Raw genomic sequence first — 16,771 nt, 5'->3', positions numbered from 1 at the left:
CGGGGGCACCGAACGCCGCCAGTCGGCCAGCAGGGCGGCTATCTCCGTGGCTTCGGCGGCGCCGCGGCGCTCCATGACGCGGTGGGCGATGCGCAGGGCGGCTCTGGCGCGGTCGAGGTCGCCGAGGGCGAGGAGGGCCCGGCCGCGTGCGGCCATCGCGAGGGCGTGGCAGAACGCGTCGCCCAGCTCGCCCTCGACGGCCAGCGCCGCGTCCGCGCAGCGCATGGCCTCGCCGGGCCGGTTCTCTTCGAGTTCGCAGTAGGCGAGGCGGGCCCAGCAGAGGGCTTCCCAGCGCGGGTCGCGGGTGCGGCCGTGCAGGCGCTGGGCCTCGCGCAGCCGTTCCGCCGCCGCGGCCGCCCGGCCGTCCGTGAGCAGCGCGCAGCCCGCCTGGTAGAGGACGTGCGCGAGCGTGGACGTACTGCCCGACCTGCGTGCCTGGCGCACCGATTCGACGAGCGCGGTGTCGGCCGCCGCGCGCCGGCCCAGGCTGACGTAGGCCCGCGCCATGTGGGACAGGATGCGGACCCGGTCGTCGTGCCCGCCGAGGGCGCCGAACCTGGCGTACGCGAGCCGCAGTTGCTCCAGCGCCTCCTCGTGCCGTCCCGTGCCCATCAGGACGATGCCCAGCTCGTGGCCGCCCTCCGCGCCGACCAGCAGGTCGCCGGTGGCCGCGGCGAGCCGCAGGGCCTCGCGCAGCGCGCGCTCGGCGCGGCCGAAGGTCTCCGTGCCGTAGTGCGGAGCGCCGAGGAGGCGCAGCGCGCGGGCGGCGGACCGGTCGTCGCCGTGGCTGCGCGCCGTGCGCAGGGCCAGCTCGGCGAGCGGCTCCAGGTCGCGGTGGCGGGTAGTGCCGACCACGAGGTGGGACCAGGCGGTGAGCAGGTCGACGGTGGGGCGCAGACCGGGAGGGCCGTCGGACGGCGCGTCCGGGGGAAGGTCGGTGGCGTCCGGGACGTGCCGCGGGTCGCCCGCCTGGGCTGCGCCGGGCCGGAGGCCGGCGCCGGGCGCGTGGCCCGCGTCCGCGTCCGACCGGTGGCCCACGGGCTGCGGTACGTGCCGCAGCGCCTCCTCCGCGGCGGCGCACAGCCGGGAGTGCGCGACAACCAGCCAGTCGCGCGCGGCGGCCTCGTCGGGCAGCTTCTTGCCCGGCGACGCAGGGCTGTGCAGCAGCCGGGGCAGCACGCTGTGCGGCTTGGTGCGGCGGATCGCGGTGATGACCGTGGCCACGACGTAGTCGAGGAAGCGGAGCCGCGCGGCGGTGCGTTCCCGCGCGCTCTCGCGGAGCTCGCACTGCTGACGCGCGAAGAGCCGCACCAGGTCGTGGAAGCGGTACCTGTCCTCGCCGTGCAGCTCCATGAGCCCGGCGTCGACGAGGCGTTCCACCGCCGTCTCCGCCTCCTCGTCGCTCACGTCGAGGAGCGCGCCCGCGGCGCCGCGGCAGAAGGACGGCATGTAGCAGAGCGAGACCATGCGGAAGGCGCGGGCGAGCTCCGGCTCCAAGGCTTCGTAGCCGAGCCGGAAGGTGGCCTCGACGCCCATGTCGTCCACCCTCAGCTCGTCCAGCCTGCGGTGCTCGTCGCGCAGCCGTGCGGTGAGGTCGGCGACGGAGCGGCCCGGCCTGGCGGCGAGGCGGGCGGCGGCGATCCGGACGGCGAGCGGCAGGCCGCCGCAGATGGCGACGAGTTCGCGCGCGGCGTCCGGTTCGGCGGCCACGCGCTGGGCGCCTGCCATGGCGGAGAGCAGGCCGAGCGCCTGCGGCTCGTCCATCGTCTCGACGTCGACGAGGCGCGCGCCGGGCAGGGTGATGGTCCGCGAGCGGCTGGTCACCAGGACGGCGCAGCCCGGCGTGCCGGGCAGCAGGGGCCGCACCTGGGCGGTGTCGCGCGCGTTGTCGAGGAGTACGAGGACGCGGCGCCCGGCCAGGAGCGAGCGATAGAGGGCGGTCTGCTGGTCGAGTCCGTCGGGCAGAGCGCTCTCAGGAATGCCGAGCGCGCGCAGGAATCCGGTGAGCGCGCTGCCGCTGTCGACGCCGGGCGCCGGGTCGGCGCCGCGCAGATCCACGTACAGCTGCCCGTCGGGGAACTCCTCGCGTAAGGCGTGGGCGACGTGCACGGCGAGCGCGGTCTTGCCGACGCCGCCGAGGCCGGTGAGGGTGGCCACGGCCATCGTGCTGCCGGAGGTGGCGGTGCGCAGGGTCTCGGTGAGCAGCCGCGCCTCGGCCTCGCGGCCCGCGAAGTCGGTGACGTCGGGGAGGAGCTGGGCGGGGACGAGGGGGGCGGGGGCGGGGGTGCGGACGGGGGTCGGGGACGCCGCGTTCAGGGGCAGGGGGCGGGTCGTGCGCTCGGCGCGGGCGGGCGGGGGCGGGGCCGTGGTTTCGTGACTCTGCGGGCGCGGGTGCGGGTGTGTGAGCGGCTGCGTGTGCGGCTGCGGCTGCGGGTGCGGTTGCGGGTGCGGTTGCGGGTGCGGTTGCGGGTGCGGCTCCCATGCTTCGGCGTGCCCCGGCCCTCGCGACTGCGCCTGCGCCTGTCGCCCATGTCGATCCGGTCGTACGGACATGTGGTGCCGCTGCTCGCCGACGCGCGGCGCCGGTGCGTACGGCGAGGGCAGGGGGGACCGCGGGGCCGGCCACGGGACGGCGGCCGGCGGCAGCGGCGTGCCCCTCAGCAGTCCCTCGTGCAGCGTGGTGAGCTCCTTGCCCGGGTCCACGCCGAGCTCGGTGGCGAGCGTGCGGCGCGTCGCCTCGTACACGGCGAGGGCGTCCGCGCGCCGCCCGCCGCGGTCCAGGGCGAGCATCAGCAGGGCCTGGGCGCGCTCGCGCAGCGGGTGTTCGGCGGCGAAGACGCCGAGGGGGGCGGTCGTCTCGCTGTGACAGCCCAGTTCGAGCGCGCAGGCGAAGAACTCCTCCTGCGCGGTGACGGACAGTTCGGTGAGCCGGTCCCGCTGGCGGCGGGCGTACGGGCCGGGCAGCCCGGCCAGCGGGGCGCCGTCGGACAGTGCGAGCGCGGCGGTCAACTCGGTGTAGGCCTCGGCGTGTTCACCGGCGGCCCGCATCGCGCGCGCCGTGGCCACCCGGTCCTCCAGCTCGGCCACGTCGACGGCGCCGGGCGGCAGCCGCAGGGCGTACCCGTCGCCGGCCGACACGAGGATCCTGGCGGGTTCGCGGGCGCGCCGGTCGGGTTCGAGGAGGGAGCGCAGCCGGGAGACGTACGTACGCAGCGTGCCGACCGCGCGCGGCGGCGGTTCCTCGTCCCACAGCGCGTCCACCAGTTCGGCCGCGGACGCCGGATGCCCGCCGCGCAGCAGCAGGGCCGCCAGGGTCGCACGCTGCTGCGGCGGGCCGAGCGCGAGGGGCTGCCCGGCACGCCAGGCCCGCACCGGCCCGAGGACCTGGAACCACAGCGTCCCGCCCGAATCGTCCGGGCCGGCCTTCCGCTCGCCGTCCCGGCCCGGTCGGCCGCCCGCGTCGCCCCGCATCGTCAGCCCCGCACCCCTTGCCCCGTGACGCACCTGGAAGTGCCCGTTCATACCGGCCGCACATGACCGCACGCACCAAACGTTACGTCAGCCCCGCGGAGGCCCCGCCACACGCGGTGCACTTGCGCCACCTTGTTGACCAGGTATTGACGCTGTGGACGCATGGGGCGGGGCATATGCGCCAACGACCACTGACATTCGGCCGGGGCCGGGCGGGCGCCCCGTGCCGTGCGCCCCGCGGGTGACCGGACGGGCAACCGGCGCCGCCCCGCCGCCCCCTTACCGCGGGTCGGCGCGAACGCGCAGGTCGGCGGCTGCCGTCCGACGGCTGAACGGGCAGCGGCATCTGCCCTCACTGACGTCCGTCCGTCTCTACGCACCGGCCCGCGCGTGGGACATCGTCGACACGGTACGAATCCGTGCCGGCTGTGCGCCGGTCCCGCACACCCTCGAACCTTGGAGCACAGCAGCATGCCCAACTACCTGTCCCCCGGCGTCTATATCGAGGAAGTCGCCAGCGGTTCACGCCCCATCGAAGGGGTCGGCACGTCCGTTGCGGCCTTCGTCGGCCTGGCACCGCGGGGACCGCTCAACGAGCCCACGCTGGTGACCAACTGGTCCCAGTACGTGGCCGCGTTCGGCGAGTTCACGGACGGGTACTACCTGGCGCACTCCGTGTACGGGTTCTTCAACAACGGCGGCTCCGCCGCGTACATCGTGCGGGTCGGCGGCTCCGACGCCGGTGACCCGCAGCAGCGGTCCGCGGCGCCCGCGCAGGCCCAGGCACCCAAGGAGCTCACCGCGGGCGAGCCCGTGGCGCTCGGCAACTTCTCGGTCTCCGCGATCACCGCGGGCACCGCGAACGGCGGGGCCCTGACCGTCGAGGTGCAGGACGGCGAGGGCGAGGGCGCCGCCGACCGCTTCAAGCTGATCGTCAAGGACGGCGACAAGGTCGTCGAGAGCTTCGACGTCAGCGCGAAGAAGACCGCGCGGAACTACGTCGTCACCCAGGTCAAGCAGCGCTCCAAGACGATCGCCCTGGAGGAGGCCACGGCCGGCGGCCAGCTGGCCAAGCCCGACGCGCAGACGGTGACGCTCGCGCCGCCGGCCCCCGCCACGCCCGCCGTGCCCGCGTCCAACGGTGCCGTCGACCGCGTCGAGACCGCCCAGTTCATCGGCGACTCCGCGGACCGCACCGGCTTCGGCGGCCTGGAGGCCCTCGACGAGGTCAACATGGTGGCGGTACCCGACCTGATGGCCGCCTACCAGCAGGGCCTGATCGACGAGGAGCAGGTCAAGGCGGTCCAGCTCGGCCTCATCGCGCACTGCGAGCTCATGGGCGACCGGATGGCCATCATCGACCCGCCGCCGTCGCTCAACGCCCGCCAGATCCGCCAGTGGCGGCAGGAGCTGGCCGGCTACGACTCGCGCTACGCCGCGCTCTACTACCCCTGGATCAAGTCCTTCGACCCGGCGTCCGGCCAGTCGGTGGTCGTGCCGCCGTCCGGCCACATGGCCGGCATCTGGGCGCGCAACGACGCCGAGCGCGGTGTGCACAAGGCGCCCGCCAACGAGATCGTGCGCGGCGCCGTCGACCTGGAGCTGCAGATCACCCGCGGCGAGCAGGACCTGCTCAACCCGGTCGGCGTCAACTGCATCCGCGCCTTCCCCGGCCGCGGCATCCGCGTGTGGGGCGCCCGCACCATGGCGTCCGACCCGGCCTGGCGCTACCTGAACGTGCGCCGCTACTTCAACTACCTCGAAGAGTCGATCCTCATCGGCACCCAGTGGGTCGTCTTCGAGCCGAACGACCACGCCCTGTGGGCGCGCATCCGCCGCAACGTCTCGGCGTTCCTGGTCAACGAGTGGCGCTCCGGCGCGCTGTTCGGCCAGCGCCCCGAGGACGCCTTCTACGTGAAGTGCGACGAGGAGACGAACCCCGCCGAGTCGGTCGACCTCGGCCGGGTCGTCTGCGAGATCGGCATCGCGCCGGTCAAGCCCGCCGAGTTCGTGGTGTTCCGGCTGGCCCAGTTCTCCGGCGGGGGCGGCGAGCTGGAGGAGTAGACCGCGTACTCGCCCCACGTCCCCCGAGAACCATCACAACAGGAGTGAAACCCCTTGTCTCTGCAGCCCGGTGACGCCCTCACCACACACAATTTCGGCCTCCAGATCGACGGCGTCATGGTCGAGTACCTCCAGGAGGTCAGCGGCCTCTCCATGGAGCAGGACGTCATCGAGTACCAGCAGGTGTCGGCCGACGGCAAGCCCGTCGTGAAGAAGATGCCCGGCGTGAAGAAGGCCGGCGAGTGCACGGTCACCCGCGGCATGACGCAGAGCCCCGTCTTCAGCGAGTGGATCAACAAGTCCATCGCGGGCGACATGGGTTCGGCGCGCAAGAACGCCACGATCATGATGATGGACTACCAGAACAACCCGGTGAAGCGGTACAACCTGCGCAACGCCTGGTGCAGCAAGGTGGACACCAGCGGGGTCAAGGCGGGCGACGCCGCCGCGCTGACCGAGGCGGTCACCATCGTCTTCGAAGAGCTGGTCATCGAATAATGCGGCGCGAAGGCCCGGGAGTCCCCGGGGCAGGGGTGGCCGGGGCAGCGGTGGCCGGGGCTCGTGAACCGTTGCGCACGGAGTTCGAGTTCGAGTTGCCGCGCGGCTTCGTGGACGAGTCCGGCACCGTGCACCGCAACGGCGCGATGCGGCTCGCGACGGCACGCGACGAACTGGTGCCGCTGCGGGACGTCCGCGTGCGCGAGAACCCCGCCTACCTGTCCGTGGTGCTGCTGGGCCGGGTCATCACCCGGCTCGGCACGCTCGGCTCCGTCCACGACGGCACGGTGGAGAACATGTTCGCCTCCGACCTGGCCTTCCTCCAGGACTTCTACCGGCAGATCAACGCGGAGGGCCACACCCGCGCGGCCGTGGCCTGCCCGCACTGCTCGGAGTCCTTCGAGGTGGAGCTGGCCGGGAGCCGCCTGGGGGAATCGTGACGTACGCGCCCGACCGCATCGAGGAGGAAGTCGCGTACCTCGCCTACCACTTCCACTGGGGCATGGACGACATCCTCGACCTCGAACACGCGGACCGGCGCGCGTACGTGACGCGGACCGGAAAGCTGGTGGAGCAGGCGGAGGCGAGGCAGTGAAGGTCGAGAGGTCGGTGGGGTGACCGGTACCGGTCGGTGAGTCGAGGTAAGTGATGGGCTTGTTCAGGTGGCGGCGGGGGCCGCGGGGCGACGAGGCGGGGGCTTCGGCCCCGGCTGGTGATGCCGGTGGTTTCGGCGTCGGTGGCGGTGCTGAGGTCGGCGCGGGTACGGGTGTTGAGCCTGGGGCTGGTGCTGGTGCCGGTGCCGGTGCCGGTGCCGGTGCCGGTGCTGGTGCCGGTACCAGCGCGGGTGCGGGTGTTGGTGCTCGTGTTCGTGACGGTGGGTGGGCTGCCGTGCCGCCGGTCCAGCGCGTGCTCGCAGCACCCCGTACGGTCGCGGAGCAGGGCTTCGGCGCGATGCTCGCCACGCACCAGAACCCGTCCTTCGGCGGCGAGTTGAGTCACGCGGTACGGGCCTCGGCCCCCGGTGGCCTGCTGCGTGACGTCCTCACGCCCGTCTCGGGCCGCCCGGGCGACCTCGACCTGCCGTCGCTGCGGCTGCCGGTACGGGGAGTGCCGGAGGCAGGGGCGGAGGCGGCGGACGAGTCGGCCGCACCGTCCGCGTTCTCCCCTGCGAGCCCGACCTCTCCTTCGCCTCTGCCGTCTTCCCCCTCCGGTCGTACCGTTCAGCGCGGGGCCGCGCGGGACGCTCGTACGACGGAACCCGCGAGGGAGCGGCACGCGGAGGCAACCAGTCCCGCGACTCCTGGCTCGGCGACGGACTCCCCCGTCCAGCGCCGCGCCACCGCGTCACCGAGCCGTGAACACGGAGCACCGGGCGCCGCCACCCGTACGAACACGTCCGCCTCCGGCGCCCACGCGGACCAGGGGACGGCAGCCCCCGCTCCCGGCACCCAGCGCCAGGCCACCACCCCGGCGGCCCCCGGGACGAGCACGCCCCTGCCCGCACCCCGGCCCACGGCCCCCGACGCCGGCACCGACCGCCCGGTCCAGCGCCGGGCCACCACGTCGCCCAGCCGGGAGCACGCCGACGGTACGAAGACACCCGCTCCGGGACCGACATCCCCCGTCCCCGGAGCTCCGGCCCCCCGAACCACCACCCCCGGCCCCGAAACCGAGGGCCCGGTCCAGCGCCGCACCGACACACCCTCGACCAAGCCCCTGCTCGGAGACACGGACGCGCCCACGGCCAGGCCCTCGCACGGAGCAGCGGCATCCGCCGCCGACCGCCCCGTTCAGCGGAAGGCCGCCCACTCCCCCGCGCAGACGCCTCCGTCTCCGTCCCCGGATGCGGCGCCCCCCGCCGCACCTGTCGCCCGGCCGACGCACAGCGCCCACGCAGGGCGCGCCACGCAGAGCGACGTAAGCGGCAGCGCCCCCAGGGGTGCCGTACCGGACGACGGCGTACACGCGCCCGGAAACCGGCCCGGCACGCAGCACGCCACAACTACGCCCGCTCAGACCGCGCCCAGCACCACCACCGCGCCGCTCACCGGCGCCCGGGCGATCCCCGTGCCCGGCGCGGGCAGCACCCCGTCCGCGAGCGGCTCGGCGGAGGCCGGGGCACGTGCCGTCCCGGTGGTGCAGCGGTCGCGGGCCGGGCGCTCCCCGCTCGTGTCGGCCCCGCCTGCGGTGGTGCCGGAGCGACAGATCTTCCCCGTGAGGACGACGCGTACGACCCAGCCTGCCGCCGACGACCCCACCGACAGCCCGCCCGCCAACGGGCCGTCCACCGCTGGGCCGTCCGCCGCCCACCCCTCCGGCAACGGACCGTCCACCGCAGGGACGCCCAGCGACACCCCGACCGCCATCAGGCCGTCCACCGCTGGACCGTCCACCACCCGCCCATCCGCCAACGGACCGTCCACCGCAGGGACGTCCGCCGCCAGCCCGACCATCAACAGGTCACCCGCGGATGGGCCCATCAACAAGTCGTCCGCCACTGGCCCGACCACCAACGGGCCCTCCGCGACCCGCTCGCCCGTCAACGGCCCGTCCACCGCAAGGACGTCCGCCGCCAGCCCGACCGCCGATGGACCGTCCGCCAACAGGTCGTCCACGACCCGCCCGCCCGTGAACGGACCGTCCATCGCAGGGCCGTCCCCGGATGGACCGTCCGCCCGCAGGTCACCCGCCGTCGGACCGACCGTCAGCAGGTCCTCCACCGCCGACCCGTCCGCCAATGGACCGTCCGCAACCCGCCCGACCACCAACGGACCGTCCACTGCGGGACCGTCCCCGGATGGGCCGTCCGCCCACAGGTCACCCGCCGTCGGCCCGACCGGCAACGGGCCGTCCGCAACCGGCCCGACCGCCAACGGACCGTCCACCACAGGACCGTCCCCGGATAGGCAGTCCGCCCCCAGGTCACCCGCCGCCGGCCCGACCGGCAACAGGTCGTCCACCGCCGACCCGTCCGCCAATGGGCCGTCCGCGACCCGCCCGACCACCAACGGACCGTCCACCACAGGACCGTCCCCGGTCGGGCAGTCCGCCCACAGGTCCTCCGCCGCCGGCCCGACCGTCGCCAGGTCCACCGCCGACAGCTCGACCGCCAACAGGCCGCCAGCCGCAGGCCCGACCACCAACAGGCCCTCCGCCGCTGGCCCGACCACCAACAGCCCCTCCGCCACCGGCCCGACTACCAATAGGACGCCCGCCGCTGGCCTCACCACCAGCAGGCCGTCCACCGACGGACCGTCCACCAGCAGCTCGACGACCAACAGGCCCTCCGCCGCCGACCCGGTCACCAACAGGCAGTCAGCCACAGGTCCGTCCGCCCACGAGCCGTCCACCGCTGGCCGGTCCGCCAACAGGCCGTCCACCGACGGACCGTCCACCAGCAGCTCGGCGACCAACAGGCCCTCCGCCACCGGCCCGACCGTCAACAGGCCCTCCGCCGCCGGCCCGACCGTCAACAGGCCCTCCGCCGCCGGCCCAACCGGCGCCGCCCCCTCGGCCCCCGCCCCCTCAAGCCCCCTCCCGCCGGACGCCCCCGCCCGCGTCCGGCCCACCGATGTCCCCGGGCCGGTGCCCCCCACCGGTCCGGGGGCGCCTGCCGCGTCTGCGGCCACGAACCCCGCCGCTGTACGGGCGAAATCCCCCGTTGAGCCCGTACAGCGGCGGCCTCTCGTACGTCGGGTCCGGCGCGCGCAGGATGCCGGTGGCGCGGCGACCGGCGCGCACCGGCCCGGCCTCGGCCAGCCCCTGAGCCAGTCGTCCGCCACCCCTGCCCACCCCGGCCCGGCACCGCACGACCGCCCGCGCCGGACACCGCTCGGCGCCCCCGTCACCCCCGTGCAGAAGTCGGCCACCGGCCCAGCCACACCGGCACCGGCACCGGCACCGGCACCGGCACCGAAGCAGGCCCCGCCCCAGCCCCTCCCCGTCGTACCCGTCAACCGCCGCATCGCGCCCGGCAGTTACCGGCCCGCAGCGCCCACCACCACCGCCCTGCCCCTCCCCCTCTCCCCCTCCCGCAGCCTGACGACCCACTCCCCGGCGACGGGCGGACCGGCGAAGGCGGTCACCCCCGCCCCCGTACCGTCACCCGTCCCGCTCCAACAGTCAGCGCACGCCGCACCCCACCCCGGCAGCGGCAACCGCACCAGCTCCACCCCCGTCGTCGCCCCCCTCCCACCCTCCGGCGGCCCCCGCACGCCCAGCCGCCCCACACCCGCCCCCGTCCCGGCACCCGTGCGCCCCCGAACCGTCCAGCGCAGCGCGCCCACACCCCCGGCCCCGCAGCCGGCGCCCGCCCCTGCCGCACCACCCCGTCAAAGCCCCGCGCCCGCGCAGCGGACCCACACCCCTGCCGCGCCCGCCCCCGCGCCCACACCCGCCCCGAGCCCTGACCCCGAGCCCTCCCCCTCGCCCACACCCACGTCCGCCGAAGCCACCCCCGCCGACCTCGACGACCTCGCCCGGCGGCTTCTCGCCCCGCTCTCGCGGCTGCTCCGCGCGGAGCTCCGCAGCGACCGGGAGCGGGTCGGTCGTCTGCGCGACCACGGACGCTAGCCACCACCCGCCCCTCATCCTCCGCATCACTCCGTCCGTCTCCTCCACAGCAAAGAGAACCCATGCCCTCGACACTGGACCCCGGCTCCACCGTCTTCTTCAAGCTCACCATCGACGGCCAGGACCTCGGCCTGTTCAACGGGTGTGACGGGCTGTCCTCCGAGGTGGAGGTGGAGCAGCGGCAGGAGGGCGGCAACAACGGGTTCGTCTGGCAGCTGCCCACCCGCGTGACCTTCTCCACCATCCGGCTCACCCGGCCCCTGACCGCCGACACGTCCCGCGTCGCCGCCTGGATCTCGTCCATCGCGACGGGGATCTCGCGGCCCACGGCACAGATCGCGGCGCTGCGCGCGGACGGTTCCATCGTCGCGCAGTGGGGGCTCGTCGAGGTGCTGCCGGTGCGCTGGCAGGGGCCGAGTCTCAGCCCGGACAGTCCGTCCGTGGCGACGGAGACGCTGGAGATCGCGCATCACGGCTTCACCGACGCGGGAGGTGCCTGAGATGGCCGCGCCGACCGGCGGCCGGGCCGGTGCGAGCCTGGTGCGCGCCGCGCTCGCCATCCACCAGCCGCCCACCGACCTCGGCGGGTCGATGGGCGGGCGGATCGGCGAGGTGGAGTTCCAGTTCAATCCGACGCAGCTGCAGATGGGGCGGTCCGCCGAGTGGCGTACGCAGCGTGCCGTCGCCTATACGCGCGGCGCCCCGCCGAAGTTCACCGGCGCCGCCCCCGCCACCCTCAAACTCGAGGTCTTCCTCGACTCCTCCGGCACGCCCAACGCCGGCAAGGTGCAGAAGCAGGTGGAGATGCTTCTGTCGTGCTGCGAGGTGACGCCGCAGAGCGTCACCTCCAAGCGTCCTTCGCCGCCGTGGGTGCGGTTCTCGTGGGGGTCGTTCAACACGGTGCAGTTCGTGGCGTACGTGACCGACGTCAGTGCCACGTACACCCTGTTCAATCCGACCGGTGAGCCGATCCGCGCCACCTGTTCGCTCTCGCTCACCGAGGTCGCGATGCCGACCAAGGGGCAGAACCCGACCTCGGGCGCGCTCTCCGCGCGCCGGGTGCACCGCACCGTCGCCGGTGACTCGCTGGCGTCGCTGGCGTGGCGGGAGTACGGGGACGCGACGCGCTGGCGGCTGATCGCGGAGGCCAACGACATCGACGACCCGATGCGGCTGCGGCCCGGCACCGAGCTGCTGCTGCCCGCCGCCGACGAGGCCCGCCCCGGCGGCCCCGCCGCCGTCCCCACGCCGATGGAGTCCGCATGAGCGAGAAGACGTACACGAGTGTCCTGCACGCCGAGATCGGCGGGTCCGTCCTGCCCGACAAGCTCGCCGTGCTGCTCGTCGAGGGCTGGGTGGACTCCAGTGTGAACGTGCCGTCCGCCTTCCAGCTGACCTTCGCCGACACGGGCGGGGACATCCTGGAGAAGTTCCCGCAGATCAAGGTGGGTGCCAAGGCGGTGCTCAGCCCGTTCACGGACGGGGTGCGCGGCAAGCCCATGCTGACCGGTGAGGTGACCGCCCTGGAGGTGGACGCGGACGGCGGCGGCAAGTCCCTCGTCGTGCGCGGCTACGACCCGGGGCACCGGCTGCTCCGCAACCGCCGTGTGCAGGGCTACCCGAACATGACGGCGTCGGACATCGTGCGTCGCGTCGCCGGGCTCAGCAAGCTCAAGCTCGGCAAGATCGAGTCCACGCCGACGGTCTACGAACTGGCCACCCAGCCGAACATCACCGACTGGGACTTCCTCTCCCGGCTCGCCCAGGAGAACGACGTCCACCTGTCCTTCGACGAGGACGGGAAGCTGTGCTTCGGCAAGCTGAAGCCCGCCGCGGGCGCTCCGTCCGACAGGACACCGGCTGCGCAGAGCCCGTACGTCCTCGAATTCGGGCACAACGCATTGCACAGCCGGGTCGCGGTGACGGCGGCCGGGCAGGTCGCCACCGCCGGGGTGCGGGGCTGGGACATGCGGGCCAAGCGCGCGCTGTCCGCGCAGTCCCCGGCCCTCAAGAGCAAGGACATCGTCGCCGACATCACTCCCGCGCAGCTCTCGCAGCCGTTCGGTAGGGCCGAGCTGACGGAGACGGGGACGCCGTACACCGCGCAGGCCCAGGTGACGCACGCGGCGCGGGCGTTGGCCGACGACGTGGCGGGGTCGTTCGCGGAGCTCGAGGTCGCGGTCACCGGCAACCCGGACCTACGGCCGGGGCAGCCCGTGGCGCTGAAGGGCGCCGGGTTCCCGTTCGAGGGGAAGTACACGGCGACCGGGGTGCGTCATCTCTTCGAGTCGGGGCGGCAGTTCATGACGTGGCTGACCGTGTCGGGGCGGCAGTTCCGCTCCCTGTACGGTCTGGCCTCCGGTGGCGCGGACGCCGCGCCGCCGATGCCGGGTGTCGCGATGGCGCTGGTCAGCAACGCCAAGGACCCGCTCAGGATGAACCGCGTCAAGCTGCGCTTCCCGTGGCTCTCGGACACGTACGAGAGCGACTGGTGCCGCATCGCGCAGCTCGGCGGCGTCCGGGGCGGCGGTCTGATGCTGCCCGAGGTGGGCGACGAGGTGCTCGTCGCCTTCGACCGGGGCTCGCTGGAGCATCCGTACGTGCTCGCCGGGCTGTACAACGGCGTCGACAAGCCGACGCCCAACACGGACGGCCTGCAGCCCATCGATCCGACGAGCGGCCGCGTGAACTGGCGCTCCATGGCCTCGCGCAGCGGTCACATCGTCGAGCTGGTGGACGCCAAGTCCCGGATGAAGAGCGGCATCCGGCTGCAGACCGGCAACGGCCGCCTCACCGTCCACATGGACGAGACGCGGACCAGCGTGACCATCCGCAGCGACGGCTCGGTGTCGATCCACGGGACGCGCAACGTCAGCATCCGGGCGGGCGGCAACCTGTCGCTGACCGCGGGCGGTTCGCTGACGATGAGCGCGGGCGGGGCGGTCGACATCAAGGCGGGCGCGAAGTTCGGCGTCAACGCGGGCGGCATGGCGGACATCAACGCGACCGGCGTCGTCAGCCTCAAGTCGGCGGGCGCCGTCGCCGTGAACGCGGTCGGCGCGGTCTCCGTCACCGCGGCGGGCGCGGTCGCCGTCAACGCGGGCGCAGCGGCCGCCATCACCTCGCCGGCGACCGTCGCGCTGACCGCACCGGCCGTACTGCGCAACGGCATTCCGTTCTAGGGGGGCAGAGATGAGTGAGCAGTTCGTCGGTGCGGGCTGGACGTTCCCGCTGCGCACGGACGCCGGCGGCGGCATCGCGCTGGCGCGCCGCGAGCGCGAGATCGAGGAGGCGATCCGGCTCGTGCTCGCCACCGCGCCGGGCGAGCGCCCGATGCGGCCCGAATTCGGCTGTGCCGTCCACGACATGGTGTTCGCACCGGTCAACGAGGCGACAGCGGGCCGCATCCGGTACGAGGTGCGGTCCTCCCTCGACCGCTGGGAGCCGCGCATCGAGGTCCTGGACGTCGAGGTCAGCCCGGCCCCGGACGAGCCGTCCGTCCTGTTCATCGACGTGAGCTACACCGTGCGCGGCACCAACAACCCGCGCAGTCTCGTCTTCCCCTTCTATGTGATCCCGTCCACGGAATCAGAGAGCGGAGTCTGAAGTCCGATGGCCCTGCCCGCACCCCACCTCGACGACCGGCGCTTCCAGCAGTTCGTCGACGACGCCAAGCGCTACATCCAGCAGCGCTGCCCGGAGTGGACCGATCACAACGTCTCCGACCCGGGTGTCACCCTCATCGAGGCGGTCGCACACATGGCCGACCAGATCGTCTACCGCCTCAACCGCGTGCCGGAGAAGAACCACCTGGCCTTCCTCGACCTGCTCGGCGTCACCCTCTTCCCGCCCTCCGCGGCCCGCGCGGACGTCACGTTCTGGCTGTCCGCGCCGCAGGCCGAGCCGGTGGTCCTGCCGGCCGGTACGGAGGTGGCGACCGGCCGCACCGAGACCGAGGAGGCGGTGGCCTTCGCGACCGAGGCGGACCTGACCGTGGTGCCCTGCGAACTGTCGGCCGTCCTGCGGCAGGAGGAGGGCGGCACCCCGCAGGACTGCGGGCAGGACGTTTTCGGCGGCCGCGACGTGGCGGCCTTCGCGACCGCGCCGCGCCCCGGTGACACGCTGCTCTTCGGACTCAGCGCCGCCGTGCCGCGCTGCGCGGCCGTGCTGCAGCTGGACAGCCGCGTGGACGGCGTCGGCGTCGACCCGCGCCAGCCGCCGCTGGTGTGGGAGGCGTGGACGGCGGACGGCTGGACGGAGTGCGAGGTGGACGAGGACTCCACCGGCGGCCTCAACCGGCCCGGCGAGGTCGTCCTGCACATCCCCGCCGGTCATGTCGTCTCCCGCGTGGGGCGGCTCGACGCGGGCTGGGTGCGCTGCCGGGTCGTCGAGGCCGCCAAGGGCCAGCCGTTCTACAGCGCGTCGCCGACCGTGCGGGCCGCGTCCGCGTTCACCATCGGCGGCACGACCGTCGTCGCGCACGCGGACGTCGTACGCGACGAACTCCTCGGCGACTCCACGGGCGTGCCGGGACAGCGCGTCCGGCTCGCCCAGGCGCCGGTGGTCGCGGACCGGCCGCCGCTGATCCTCGAGGTCTCCGACGGCGAGGGGGCGGGCTGGGCCGAGTGGCGGGTCGTGGACGACTTCGCCTCCTCGGGACCGTACGACCCGCACGTCACCCTGGACGCGACGACCGGCGAGATCGCGTTCGGCCCCGCCGTACGCGAACCGGACGGCTCGCTGCGGCAGTTCGGCGCGGTGCCCGAGAAGGGCGCGGCGATCCGCGCGACCCGCTACCGCACGGGCGGCGGCCGCACGGGCAACGTGGCCCGCGGCGCCATCCAGGTCCTGCGCAGCTCCATTCCGTACGTCGCCCGGGTGGAGAACCGCGAGGCGGCGCGCGGCGGCGTGGACGGCGAGACAGTGCAGGAGGCCAAGGTCCGCGCGCCGATCGCGCTGCGCGCCCAGGAGCGCGCGGTGACGGCGCGCGACTACGAGGAGCTGGCGCGGCGGGCCGCCCCCGAGACGGCCCGCATCCACTGCCTGGCCGCGGACTCCGCGGAGGCCGGGGAGAACGCGGTCCGGGTCCTCGTCGTCCCCCAGGCCGTGCCGGACCGGGGCGGCCGGCTCCGCTTCGAGCAGCTGGTGCCCGGCGAGGAACTCCTCTCCCGCGTCACCCACTTCCTCGACGACCGCCGCCCGCTCGGCACCCGCCTCTCCGTCGGACCGCCCTTCTACCAGGGCGTCACCGTCGTCGCCACGCTGCACTCCTTCCGCGCCGCGCAGGCCGAGCGGGTGCGAACCGAGGCGCTCGACGCGCTGTACGCCTACCTCGACCCGCTGACCGGTGGGGCGCACGGCGAGGGCTGGCCGTTCGGCCGTCCGCTGCGCGCCGGCGAGATCTTCGCCGCGCTGCAGCGGGTGCCGGGCGTGGAGCTGGTCGACGAGGTCCTGCTGCACCCCGCCGACCCCCTCACGGGCCGCCGCGGCGACGCCACGGACCGCATCGACCTGGCCCCCTCCGCCCTCCTCTTCCCCTTCGACCACCGCGTCCGCGTGATCGAGGCCCGATGACGGCGCACGAGACGGAAGCCGCCGCCGGGAGCTCCCGGGGAGCGCTGCCCGGCGTACGGTCCGCGCATCCCATCGGGGAGCAGCTGCCCGCCGTGTTCGCCGACGACGACTTCGCGCTGCGCTTCGTCTCCGGCCTGGACGTCGTGCTCGCGCCCGTCTTCACCGTCCTCGACAGCCTGGAGGCGTACTTCACGCCGTCCCTGACGCCCGAGGACTTCCTCGGCTGGCTGACGGACTGGGTCGGCACGGAGCTCGACGGCACCGAACCGCTGCGCACGCGCAGGCACGCCGTCGCCTCCGCCGTCGACCTGCACCGGGTCCGCGGCACCCGCCGCGGTCTGTCCGCCGCCGTCGAACTCGCCTTCGGGGTGCGCCCGGAGATCGTGGAGAGCGGCGGCGCGACGTGGTCCGCGCGCCCGCTCGGCGCCTTCCCCGGCACCCCGCGCCCCGCGCTGCACGTCACGCTGCGCGTGCACGACGCGGCGTCGGTGGACCCGCACCGGCTGCGGTCCGTCGTCGCGGCGGCCCGCCCCGCCCACCTCCCCTTCACGGCCGAGGTGACCTCCGCACCTGCCCCCGAAGGGACCTAGAA

The 16,771-nt window shown here is 74.3% G+C and carries 14 protein-coding genes; 11 read left to right on the top strand and 3 right to left on the bottom strand.

Annotated features, from left to right (window positions below; all coding sequences use genetic code 11):
* A partial coding sequence (locus ACZ56E_RS15095) for an AfsR/SARP family transcriptional regulator (protein ID WP_471214330.1) occupies positions 1–3,471 on the bottom strand: 3,471 nt, incomplete at its 3' end.
* A 471-nt stretch (positions 3,472–3,942) separates the two neighbouring features.
* On the opposite strand from ACZ56E_RS15095, the gene ACZ56E_RS15090 reads away from it, so the two are divergent.
* From ACZ56E_RS15090 to ACZ56E_RS15075, 4 genes are read left to right on the top strand one after another with little or no spacing between them, the layout of a single operon-like run.
* Entirely contained in the window at positions 3,943–5,535 is a 1,593-nt protein-coding gene (locus ACZ56E_RS15090) for a phage tail sheath family protein (RefSeq protein WP_471214815.1), read from the top strand.
* Positions 5,536–5,589: 54 nt separating this feature from the next.
* Entirely contained in the window at positions 5,590–6,033 is a 444-nt protein-coding gene (locus ACZ56E_RS15085; protein WP_398305489.1) for a phage tail protein, read from the top strand.
* Positions 6,033–6,473: a hypothetical protein gene (locus ACZ56E_RS15080; protein ID WP_398305486.1), complete on the top strand. Its 441-nt coding sequence runs from the start codon at positions 6,033–6,035 to the stop codon at positions 6,471–6,473. The genes ACZ56E_RS15085 and ACZ56E_RS15080 overlap by 1 nt, the downstream gene beginning before the upstream one ends.
* Positions 6,470–6,628, top strand: coding sequence for a DUF6760 family protein (locus ACZ56E_RS15075; protein WP_468602657.1), 159 nt, complete (start codon positions 6,470–6,472; stop codon positions 6,626–6,628). The genes ACZ56E_RS15080 and ACZ56E_RS15075 overlap by 4 nt, the downstream gene beginning before the upstream one ends.
* 625 nt (positions 6,629–7,253) lie before the next feature.
* Here ACZ56E_RS15075 and ACZ56E_RS15070 read toward each other — a convergent pair.
* Positions 7,254–7,523 (bottom strand): hypothetical protein, encoded by a 270-nt coding sequence (locus ACZ56E_RS15070; protein ID WP_471214329.1) that lies wholly within the window; start codon positions 7,521–7,523, stop codon positions 7,254–7,256.
* Between the two features lie 522 nt (positions 7,524–8,045).
* The gene (locus ACZ56E_RS15065; RefSeq protein WP_471214328.1) at positions 8,046–9,506 is read right to left on the bottom strand and encodes a hypothetical protein; all 1,461 of its coding nucleotides are present in this window, start codon (positions 9,504–9,506) and stop codon (positions 8,046–8,048) included.
* 379 nt (positions 9,507–9,885) lie between these two features.
* On the opposite strand from ACZ56E_RS15065, the gene ACZ56E_RS15060 reads away from it, so the two are divergent.
* The 7 genes from ACZ56E_RS15060 (at position 9,886) to ACZ56E_RS15030 (ending at position 16,769) form a co-directional block, all read left to right on the top strand.
* On the top strand, positions 9,886–10,605 hold the full coding sequence (locus tag ACZ56E_RS15060) for a hypothetical protein (RefSeq protein ID WP_471214326.1): 720 nt from the start codon (positions 9,886–9,888) through the stop codon (positions 10,603–10,605).
* A gap of 62 nt (positions 10,606–10,667) precedes the next feature.
* Positions 10,668–11,105, top strand: a complete 438-nt coding sequence (locus ACZ56E_RS15055) for a phage tail protein (protein ID WP_471214325.1) — start codon at positions 10,668–10,670, stop codon at positions 11,103–11,105.
* A 1-nt stretch (position 11,106) separates the two neighbouring features.
* The gene (locus ACZ56E_RS15050) at positions 11,107–11,871 is read left to right on the top strand and encodes a CIS tube protein (protein ID WP_362991592.1); all 765 of its coding nucleotides are present in this window, start codon (positions 11,107–11,109) and stop codon (positions 11,869–11,871) included.
* Positions 11,868–13,787: a VgrG-related protein gene (locus tag ACZ56E_RS15045; RefSeq protein WP_468602663.1), complete on the top strand. Its 1,920-nt coding sequence runs from the start codon at positions 11,868–11,870 to the stop codon at positions 13,785–13,787. The genes ACZ56E_RS15050 and ACZ56E_RS15045 overlap by 4 nt, the downstream gene beginning before the upstream one ends.
* Positions 13,788–13,797: 10 nt before the next feature.
* Positions 13,798–14,211 carry a GPW/gp25 family protein gene (locus ACZ56E_RS15040; RefSeq protein WP_362991588.1) on the top strand — a complete coding sequence of 138 codons (414 nt, stop codon included), beginning with the start codon at positions 13,798–13,800 and terminating at the stop codon, positions 14,209–14,211.
* A 6-nt stretch (positions 14,212–14,217) separates the two neighbouring features.
* Positions 14,218–16,179: a putative baseplate assembly protein gene (locus tag ACZ56E_RS15035; RefSeq protein WP_471214324.1), complete on the top strand. Its 1,962-nt coding sequence runs from the start codon at positions 14,218–14,220 to the stop codon at positions 16,177–16,179.
* Positions 16,176–16,769, top strand: coding sequence for a phage tail protein (locus tag ACZ56E_RS15030; RefSeq protein ID WP_468602667.1), 594 nt, complete (start codon positions 16,176–16,178; stop codon positions 16,767–16,769). Before ACZ56E_RS15035 ends, ACZ56E_RS15030 begins: the two co-directional genes overlap by 4 nt.
* Positions 16,770–16,771: the final 2 nt, after the last annotated feature.

This window comes from Streptomyces sp. NPDC039480, assembly GCF_055597165.1.
The sequence above is the reverse complement of the archived record's forward strand: the minus strand, read 5'-3'. Positions and strand labels throughout refer to the sequence as shown.